The organism is Mitsuaria sp. TWR114 (assembly GCF_007997345.1).
In genome coordinates, this window is record NZ_VOSR01000133.1 from 1 (window position 1) to 9752 (window position 9752).

The window sequence follows — 9752 nt, forward strand, 5'->3', positions numbered from 1 at the left end:
CAGGCCGCCCGCGGCCAGCGTGGCGCCGACGGTGTCCCAGGCGGACCACACCGACCGGCCGCCGCCGCTGGCCGCGAGCATCGGCCAGGACACGACCCAGCCGAGCACCGCCTGCAGCAGGAACACCAGCCACAGGCTCTTGAGCCCGAAGCCGGGCTGGTTGCGCGCGCGGATGGCCTGGTAGCGCGGGTCCTCGCCATGACCCCAGTTCCGCACGGTGACATGGACACCGAGCCGCAGCGCCCAGACCAGCGTGATCGCCAGCATCACCTGCGCCCGGGCATCACCGCCGAGGCTGACGACATAGCAGGCCGCCGGCGCGGTGATGAAAGCCGACCACACGCGGTCGGCCAGGCTCGCGTCGCGCCGCGTGAGGCTCACCAGCCAGGTGGGCAGCGCGATGGCGACGGCGATCGACAGGCCGATGCCGGCCGCGACGGCGAGTTCGACAGCGGAAGGCGCCATGTCCATCCCCGCCCTCAGCGCCGAGGCGCGAAGAGGTAGTGGCTGACCCACCACTGTTGCCCCTGGTCGTAGGCGAACAGTTCCTCGACGGACAGCAAGAAGAGCCGCCAGCGCTGCCACCACATGGTGGCGTCGGCAGGGCCGTAGACGCGCTCGAAGAGCGGCATCAGCTCGGCCCGGTGCGCGTCCAGGCGTTCCAGCCAGGCCGCCGCGGTGCGCGCGTAATGGCGGCCGTCCCAGCGCCAGCGCTGCTGCAGCGCCAGGTCGTCCTGGCAGAGCAAGGCCAGGTCGTCGCTGGGCATCATGCCGCCGGAGAAAAAGTGGCGGCTCATCCAGTCGGTGTCATCGCGGACCTCGAAGGCATAGGGCGCCTCGCGATGCGCGAAGACATGCAGGAAGAAGCGGCCATCGTCGCGCAACCAGTTCGACACCTTGCGGAAGGCGCGCGGCCAGTTGCGCAGGTGCTCGAACATCTCGACCGACACGATCCGGTCGAAGCGCCGGTCGAACTGGCCGTCCTCGCCCCAGGACGAGAAGTCGGCCGTCTGCACCTGCAGGTTGCGCAGGCCCAGCCGCAGCGCCTGCGCTTCGATGAAGGCCCGCTGCGAGGCCGAGTTCGACACCGCCAGGATCTGCGCCGCCGGCAGGTGCTGCGCCATCCACAGGCTCAGCGAGCCCCAGCCGCAGCCCAGCTCGAGGATCGTCTGCCCGTCGGCGAGCCCGGCGCGCGCCGCGGTTTCCGCCAGCGCCGCCTCCTCGGCCGCCGCCAGCGTGTCGACGCCTTCTGGCCACCAGCAGCAGCTGTACTTGCGCCGCGGTCCCAGCATGGCCTCGAACAGCGCGGGCGCAGCTCGTAATGCTGCGCGTTGGCCTGCTCCGGCAGCACCGCCAGCGGCGCGGCGCGCAGCCCGGCCAGGAAGTCCTGCGTCAGCGCGGCCGCCGCCTCGGGGTCCTGGTGGTGCGCCTCGTCGAGCCGCAGGCGCAGCAGGCGCCGGATGCCCAGCCGCACCGCGGCCTCAGGCAGCAAGCCGCGCTCGGCGAGCCGGACGGCGATCGAGGAAATTGCAGGCGCCATGGCATGCCCTTCGGGGATTGGTCTGCCGCTTGTACGCCGGGCTTGGCGACTTGGATCTCCGGTCACGCCGCGCGCTCACACGTCCAGCGTCCCGCCCGCGTTCACGTCCACCCCGTCGGCGCAGTGCGCACGCGTCCTGGCTCGGCGCGGAGCCGGACCGCGCCTGAGCCGCGCCCGCCTCAGCCCGCCACCACCCGTCCCTTGCCGTCGCGCTTTCCGCGCAGCATCTCGTGGTCCGCGCGCTCGATGAGTTCCTGCGCGCCGGTCGTGTCGTCGGGCGAGAACACCGCGACGCCGACGGTCGCGCCCACCGCGACGATCGCGCCGGAGCTCAGCGTCACCGGCTCGCCGATGGCGTCGACGACGCGCGCCAGCACCGGCCGCCAGTCGTCGCCATCCACGCCGGTCAGCACCAGCACGAACTCGTCCCCGCCCAGGCGCGCCGCCGTGTCCAGCGGCCGGATGTGGGACAGCAGCCGCCTCGCCACCGTCTCCAGCAACTGGTCGCCGGCGTCGTGCCCGTGCTCGTCGTTGACGGCCTTGAAGCCGTCCAGGTCCAGGTAGCAGATCGCCACCCGCTTGCGTTCCCGCCGCGCCACCCCCAGCGCCTGCTCGATCCGATCGTGCAGCAGCACCCGGTTGGGCAGCTGCGTCAGCGCGTCGTGGAAGGCCGCGTGCGCCAGGTGCTCATGCGCCGCCTTCATCGGCGTGATGTCGACCGCCATCGCGAAGATCTCGGTGACCGACAGCGGCGCCGCGCCGAAGTCCACCCACACCGCCTCGCCGCCCTTGCTGCGCATCCGGATCTGCGACCGGTAGTGGCCGTGCTCCGCCAGCGCCGAATACACCTGCCGCCCGACCTCCTCGTACTGCGCGTCGTCCCAATAGAACACCCGCGCCGGCGCGCCCTGCAGCTCGCCGGGCCCGTAGCCGAGGATGCGTTCCAGCGCGCGATTGCGCCAGGTGATGGTGCGGTGCTCGATCTTGGCCATGGCCACCAGGTCGCTGTCGAGCATCGCCGCCTGCTCGCGCTGCAGGCGCCGCGCCTGGGTGACGTCGCGCCCGGACGAGAACACGTAGAGCTCGCCACGGATCTCGGTGACGCTGAGCTGCAGCTCGACGTCGATCACCTGGCCGTCGTCCCGGCGATGCTGCACGTCCACGCGCTGCCGGTCGCCCGCCTTGATCTTCGCCAGCCAGGCATTGATCGCCGCCTCGTCCTGGTTGACGTCCCAGCTGCCGACGTGGCGCCCCATCAGCGAGGCGCGGGTGGACTTGAGCATCTCCGCGAAGGAGTCGCTCATCTCCACCAGCCGCCCTCGCCCGTCGATGATGTGGATCCCATCCGCCGAGACCCGCATCAGCGCCTGGATGCGCTTGCCCTGCTCGGCCAGCGCCGTCATGGCCTGCTCCTCGCGGCGGTTGGCGCGACGCACGTGCCAGGTGGCGAGCGCCACCAGCAGCCAGGCCAGCGCCGCCAGGGACGCCACCGTCCAGGCCTGTTCCCGCCAGGGCTTGAAGAAGCGCTCGTTGTTCACGCCGGCATAAACGACGAAGGGCCAGTGGTCGAGCGCGCGGTAGGCGCTGGTGCGGTCGCGGCCGTCGATGCTCACCGTGGTGACCACGCTGCCCTGGCGCGGATTCGCCGCCAGCATCTCGCGCATCCGCGCCGAGACCTTCGTGTCGCCGACCTCGCCCTGCACCGGACTGCCCGGCGCGATGCGCGCGACCAGCCGCAGGTCGTCGCGGCGCAGCGTCATCGCGTCCAGCGGCGCCAGCTCGTAGCGCTCGAAGAGGTGGCGGAAGTGGTCGACGCCGACGCTCACGTAGAGGACGCCCGCGAAGCGGCCTCGCACGACCAGCGGCCGCACGAACGCCACCACCCAGTTGCCCGACACCCGCGAGACCAGCGGACCGGTCACCAGCGTCGCGGGCTCGGCCAGCGCGCGCGCCTGGAGGAAATAGTCGCGGTCATGGACGCGCGTCGGCGCGCCGGCGGGCAGGCGCGTGCCCCAGCGGACCTCGCCGCTGGCGTCGGCGGCGCGGAAGGCCTCGATGCCGTGCAGCAGGCCGAAGCGCGCATGCAGCACCTCGTTGAGCACCGTGTCGGGGGCACCGCCCGGCGCGGCCATCAGCCGCTCAAGCTCGGCGCCGGTGGCGCGCAACACCGCGTCCACGCGGCCGATCTCGGCCTCGACGTTGAGCTGTGCGACGGCGGCCAGGCCTTCGGCGACATCGCGCGCCTGCGTCGCATAGGTGCGATGGGACGCGTCCAGCACATGCCAGACCAGCGCCGCGAGCACGAGCGCGACGGTCAGGTTGGCGCCGACGAGCCAGGCCGTCATGCGACGCCGGCGTTTGGCGGCACCGTCGACAAGGAGTTGCGGATCGGTCAGCGGCATGGCTTGCGAAGCATCGGCTCCGGCGCGCCGGGCGGGCGCTGAGCCCTGTCCCGGCTGGTCTCCCTGCGAGGTGGCCGGTCCCGTGGCCGGCCTCAGGGCCAGTCTACTGAGCCCCGGCCCTGTGACGCGATGCCCGTAAACCCGGGAATGCGGGGGGTGTCACAGCCCCTCCATCGCCCGTTCCTGGGCCTTGTCCTTGAGCGTGCCGCCCTTGGGCGCGAGCAACTCCCGCGCATTGGGGATGCCGGAGCCGGCCTGCTCGGGCGGCGGCGGGGCCTTGTAGGCCGGCATCACTGACACCGTGCCGCCCTTGACCTTCTGCTCGGCGCTGCCGCGCGGGCAGGCCTCGTTGGTGTAGAGCACCTGGCCGTCGACGACGCAGCGGCGCACACCGCCCGGGGACGGCGCCGAACCGCCACTGGGCCCCGCCGGCGTGTCGTTGCCGGTGTGCAGCTTCGGCAGCTCGACCTTGCCGGCCTGGCGCTCCAGCTCGCGCGTGGCATCGCGCAGGAACGGGATCTCGTCACGCTTCTTCCAGCCGATGACGCCGAGCACCACGACGATGACGATGAGCAGCACTGCCCGCATGAAATCTTCTCCCTGATGTCGCGCACTGCGGCGCGTTGGTTGGCGGCCGGTCCGCGCGGTCCGGCGGCTGCGCATGATATCGACGCCCGTGCTCACGGCAGCGCTGGCGCTGGCGACGAACATGACATGCTTCATCCCCGCGACTGTTGAAGCGCGGCGCGATCTCGGATGGTGATGACGCGAGATACACGGCAGACGCCTCGGTTTCCTGCGAAACAAAAATGCGCCTAGGACAATCTCACCGCCTGCAAGCCTTTCAGGCCGACACTCGCCTTGACTCAGACCAGCTTGGAGCGTTGAAGAAGGTCGCGGAGTTCCCGGTTCAGTGCGACGAGTTGGTCGTTGTAGGCCTGGACAGCGCCGAGAGTCAGAACCGACTTCTTGCCTTTTCTGACCTGGACACCGTCATGCTCCTCCATCTCTTCCTGAGCGAGCAGGTCCTTCGTGAGCGGGTTGTGGAGCACCTTATTTCGCATGGGCGCCGCATCGATAGCTTTGGTCCAGAACGCTTGCCAGTCCGCGGTCAGCGTCGCGTCTCCAGCCACCTTTGCAGCAATCAGGCCGGCAGCCACCTTCGACCTTTTCTCATAACCCAGGTCACAGCAGACGTCTCGGACGGCCGGGGTCTGTTCGAGGGACTCAATGATGAGATAGCTCGCGCCTTCTAGCTGCGCGAAGTAGTAGGCCACCCAGCCAAGAACGTCAAACCAAAGGCTGTTCAACGAATCTGGATTGGCCATCTTCCAGTAGCGCCGGATGGGTGGGTTGCTTTGCGTCATGGTCAGGGGCTCCTGGAGCCGAGGCATTCTCAAGGACAGTAACTCTAGATCTCGTTCGGCTCGGGCCGTCGTGATGATCTGACGCCACCAGACAAAACGCCCCGGCATGGCCGGTGCGCCAACAGCTCATCGTGTTTTGGCTTGGGGCACGCTCAGGGAGGAACAAGCGTGGAGCGCTAGGCTCAGGCCAAATATCAAGACCGAACCCTGGCCTGACACATTCGCTAGGACAGTGCGGCCGGTTCAGCCGCTTGGTCCCACGACCAGATGACCAACTCATTTCGGAGCATCGCCTTCGCCCCGCCTCCCACCGAATAGGTGGTGTCCAGGCTCTCCATATGGAAGCCCGCGAACACCTTCCAGAACGCCGGATGGTCATTAATGCTGACCAATGGCTCTTCCTTCCAGGGAGTCATTGATTGTGTTCGGTGTTGTTACACTGCGCCCCGCCTCCTGGGAAGTAGTAGGGCCGTTGGTCAGGCTCACCAGACATTCTGTGGGAGTCTCTGCTCCAGGTGTTAGCCGGGTGCAGTCACCCTGTTTTTCTTGCTGGGCAAGCTCCTTTCAGATTTCGATGATCTTGATCGGGAGCGCCGGAGCCGCGCCTTCTATCAACATCACACGACAATTTTCGGAGCCAGATAATGCCCATTTCTGATGCCCAAAGCGCTCTGCTAGCCAACGCCTTCCGGCCCCATGCGCCTATCGAGGACCCGAACTCGTTTGTCGGTCGGCAAGATGAACTTCGGCGTGTGCGCGATGCCGTCAGCGCCCCTGGTCTGCACGTCGTGCTCTACGGCGAGCGGGGTTGTGGAAAAACGTCATTGGCAAACGTGGCGACGGCAGATACACAGCGCATCCATGTCTTCTGCGAAGAGTCAGCCTCATTCGCGTCATTGCTGCGCGACACAGCGCTGAAGTACCAGAGTACCCATCCGCAGACGATCACTTTTGACGCAGTCTCCGACTCGATCATTACTCGAGGGATGACGCTTCCGGTGAGCCGGCTGACGGGCAATCAGTTTCTGCAACTACTCGCACCTGACGAGAAGCTCTGCATCGTCCTCGACGAACTTGATCGAGTGCAGGACAAGACTCTCATCCTGTCGCTTGCCGAACTGGCGAAGAACGCAGCGACCAATCACTCGCACGTGACATTGGTGATGGTCGGGGTGAACGAGACGGCTGACGGATTGTTAGCGGGTCACCTCTCTAACTTCCGGCATCTCCGCCAGGTGCCGTTGACACGGATGACCGTCACGGAGCTTCAGGCGATCTTGACGAGAGGCGAGAACGTTTTGGGGATCAAGTTTGGCGCCGCCGTTAATGCAGAGATGGTGCAGATGTCCGATCAGATGCCTTTTTACCTGCACCTGTTGGCCACTAGCGCGGTGCGCTTCGCCCTGAGCCGCGACTCGACTACCGTTGGGGCTCAAGATCTGCGTGATGCGACCTTGGAAACGGCTCAAGATCTGGACCACTCCTTGCGCGAAACCTATGAGCTGGCCGTCCTATCCAAGAAGGGGTCTCACGTCTATCGGCGACTCATTTGGGCGTTGGCCAGCTTGGACGGATCGGCTTGCCCCGTTGGCGCCATTTATGACCGGGCCAATGCAATTGCGCGCGATGAGGGTGATGAGGCTGTGAGCCATCAGGCGCTGGGCGCGGCCGTGAAGCGACTGATGTCGCCAGAGAAGCGCGGAATCGTCGCCCAGGTCATGGCCGGGAACTACAAGTTCAAGGACCCGCTGATGAAGGGCTTTGTCCGACTGATGCGGTATGGGCGATGACTCACGATGACTTTGTGGCGGGCGCCAAAGAGGTAGTGGAAAACTACTGGCGCATCAGAGCTTCACTCAAATTATTGGCGCCGACGCCAACCAATGGCCGAAGCCGCCTGCAGTTCGAGGGCATCCCTGCCGTAGGTAGCATGTCGGGATTGCTGCAGAACGAGACCATTGATGAGGCGCGTGCGAGCCTGGATCGATACGCGTCTAGTAGGCTAGCTCGCGACCTGTTCATTGCGCTAATTGCGGTTCTCGAAAGGCGGTTCAGCGCTCGACTGACAGCAGCAAACAAAACTGATACCGGCACCCTCGGAGCCCTGCAACACGCCATCGAAAGAATCGCAACAGTGCCCATTGATGTTCGGGAGGACTTCAATGAGGTTCGTGAGAGGCGCAATGCGCTGATGCACAGCGACGGTCGGGCCGACGACAAATATGTGGATGCTGCCAATAGGGTTCGCATCAGAAGCACAAGTTTTGTCGCTGCGGCTGCACGCGGAGATTTGGTCATCCCTGATGGCGCCTATCTCACCTATGCCGCAGACGTTTTGACGCGCTACTCGGCATCAATCTAAAACGCAGCTCAATGAACTAAAGCGCTCTGCTCAGAGCGCAGCCGCCACACTCGGCACGGCGGGGCGCATGAGCAAGGCCACTCCAACCAAGAAGTCGCTCGCCCGGCGCCGCACCGCCAAGCTAAAGCGCCCGCCGCGCCTGATCTGATGAAGAAGGAGGCGCCGCGCGTCGTCCTACGCGCCTGGGTGAACAAGCGAAAGGGCGAAGTGCTGCAGGTCCCGACCGGCATCGATCCGGGCTTGGCGACCCGGCCGGCAACGCGGATCGCCAACAGGCCTCGGTGGTCAGAAGGGGTGGGTCGCCGTCGCCGGCAGACAAAGGCGTTACAGCCGCCCACCGTAACGCCGCTTGCAGCGCCGAGGCGCAGCGCGGACGCCTATCGTCCTGGACCCAGGCCGCGATCGGATCGCGGTCGCATTGCCAAGAGGCTCCATTGATGCAACTTTTCCTGCGCGCCGCACGTCGGCCGACGATCGCGACCCTGAGCGCCCTGGCGCTGACCGTCACCAGCGCCACCAGCGCCACCACGCAAGCACCCGATGCCGCCGCGATCCGCGCCTGGGTGGATGAGGCCATCCGCCCCGCCATGGCGCGTCACGACATCCCCGGCATGGCCGTCGGCGTGACGGTCGACGGTCGCTCCTACGTCTTCAGCTACGGCGTGGCCTCCCGCCAGTCGGGTGCGCCGGTCAACGATCGGACGCTCTTCGAGATCGGCTCGATCAGCAAGACCTTCACCGCGACCTTGGGCGCCCAGGCCGCGGCGGAGGGCCGCCTGTCGCTGTCCGACCATCCGAGCCGGACGCTCCCGGCGCTGCGCGGTCATCCGATCGACCGCGCGACGCTGCGGCAGCTCGCCACCTACACGGCCGGAGGCCTGCCGCTGCAGATCCCGGACGAGGTCGTCGACGAAGCCTCGATGCAGGGCTACCTCCAGCAGTGGCGGCCGGCCTTCGCGCCGGGAACGAAGCGGCAGTACTCGAACCCGAGCATCGGCCTGTTCGGCCGGGCGGTCGCTGGCGCGCTGGGGCATGACTTCGCCACGGCGGTCGAGTCGGACCTGCTGCCCCGGCTCGGTCTGCGCGAAACCTTCATCCGGGTGCCCGCAGCCGCGATGGCCGACTACGCCTGGGGCCACGACCAGGCGCGGGCCGTGCGCGTGACGCCGGGCGTCTTCGATGCCGAGGCCTACGGGATCAAGACGGCGGCGGCGGACCTGCTGCGCTTCGTGCGGCTCAACATCGACCCCAGCGGCCTGGCACCCAGCACGCGCCAGGCCATCGAGGGCACGCAGGTCGGGATGTTCCAGGTCGGGCCCATGACGCAGGGGCTCGGCTGGGAGCAGTACCCGTGGCCGGTCGCGCTGGATCGCCTGCAGGCGGGCAACGCGCTGGGCCGCGCGGTCAGCGAGGTGACGTCGATCGCGGCGACGCCGTCGGGGCCGCGCCTGTTCAACAAGACCGGCTCCACCCGCGGCTTCGGCGCGTACGCGGCGTTCGTGCCCGAGAAGCGCCTGGGCATCGTGCTCCTGGCCAATCGCAACTGGCCGATCCCGGACCGCGTGAACGCGGCCTATGACATCTTGCGGAAGCTGGAGGAAGCGCCGGCCCATTGATCCAGAGCCCTGCTCAACGCGCCGTGGCCTGTGCGTGAGCAGCGCTGGCCAGCATCCTCTCGCGCCATCGCCCGAGAGCACCCGCTGAGCGATCGCCGTCCTAACGTGTCGGTGCCGGTGCCGACGCGCCCTTGGCCGCGGCGCGCACGGCGGCCAGTTCGCGCATGAGCCACGCCTTGCTCTCGACCGGCGAGGCGCCCGCACAACGCACCAGGTAAGGCTTGCCGCTCATGCTGCTCTTCGAGGCACCGAGCTCGATGAACTGTTCCGCTGTTTTCACGAGCTGCTTGTCCTCGAGGTAGGCGAGCTTGCGTTCCAGGTGCCGCTTCGCGTCGGACGCCGAGTGCCAATCGCCGTTGCGATTGAACTCGCAGGACGAGGCTTGCAGTCGCCCCAGCAAGGCGGTGACCTCGGCCTTCGCCGCCGAGGGCAGTGGATCGGCCCGGCCGGCGATCGGCGCGGCCA

General features: G+C 67.4%; 9 protein-coding genes and 1 pseudogene. 3 read left to right on the top strand and 7 right to left on the bottom strand.

The annotated features are described in order from the left end of the window. From FUT87_RS06350 to FUT87_RS06375, 6 genes and pseudogenes are all read right to left on the bottom strand, one after another. A partial coding sequence (locus FUT87_RS06350) for a DUF1295 domain-containing protein (RefSeq protein ID WP_147240457.1) occupies positions 1-465 on the bottom strand: 465 nt, incomplete at its 3' end. A gap of 14 nt (positions 466-479) precedes the next feature. Next, a pseudogene (locus FUT87_RS06355) lies at positions 480-1540 on the bottom strand (SAM-dependent methyltransferase). Between the two features lie 179 nt (positions 1541-1719). Further along, entirely contained in the window at positions 1720-3942 is a 2223-nt protein-coding gene (locus tag FUT87_RS06360; RefSeq protein ID WP_147240458.1) for a diguanylate cyclase domain-containing protein, read from the bottom strand. 159 nt (positions 3943-4101) lie between these two features. Next, on the bottom strand, positions 4102-4530 hold the full coding sequence (locus FUT87_RS06365) for a hypothetical protein (RefSeq protein ID WP_147240459.1): 429 nt from the start codon (positions 4528-4530) through the stop codon (positions 4102-4104). 278 nt (positions 4531-4808) lie between these two features. Further along, on the bottom strand, positions 4809-5309 hold the full coding sequence (locus tag FUT87_RS06370) for a hypothetical protein (RefSeq protein WP_147240460.1): 501 nt from the start codon (positions 5307-5309) through the stop codon (positions 4809-4811). 224 nt (positions 5310-5533) lie between these two features. Next, positions 5534-5725 (bottom strand): DNA methyltransferase, encoded by a 192-nt coding sequence (locus FUT87_RS06375; RefSeq protein ID WP_147240461.1) that lies wholly within the window; start codon positions 5723-5725, stop codon positions 5534-5536. A 228-nt stretch (positions 5726-5953) separates the two neighbouring features. Here FUT87_RS06375 and FUT87_RS06380 point away from each other — a divergent pair, with 228 nt between their 5' ends. The 3 genes from FUT87_RS06380 to ampC all read left to right on the top strand — a co-directional run bounded on the left by FUT87_RS06380 (position 5954) and on the right by ampC (position 9287). Next, positions 5954-7099: an AAA family ATPase gene (locus FUT87_RS06380; RefSeq protein WP_147240462.1), complete on the top strand. Its 1146-nt coding sequence runs from the start codon at positions 5954-5956 to the stop codon at positions 7097-7099. Beyond that, the gene (locus FUT87_RS06385; protein ID WP_147240463.1) at positions 7096-7671 is read left to right on the top strand and encodes a hypothetical protein; all 576 of its coding nucleotides are present in this window, start codon (positions 7096-7098) and stop codon (positions 7669-7671) included. The genes FUT87_RS06380 and FUT87_RS06385 overlap by 4 nt, the downstream gene beginning before the upstream one ends. Before the next feature lie 449 nt (positions 7672-8120). Beyond that, a complete protein-coding gene (ampC, locus tag FUT87_RS06390) occupies positions 8121-9287 on the top strand; it encodes a class C beta-lactamase (protein WP_404935366.1) in 1167 nt (388 codons plus the stop codon). Between the two features lie 100 nt (positions 9288-9387). Here ampC and FUT87_RS06395 read toward each other — a convergent pair. Continuing rightward, positions 9388-9752 (bottom strand): DUF5329 domain-containing protein (locus FUT87_RS06395; protein ID WP_147240465.1); only part of this gene is annotated, 365 nt, incomplete at its 5' end.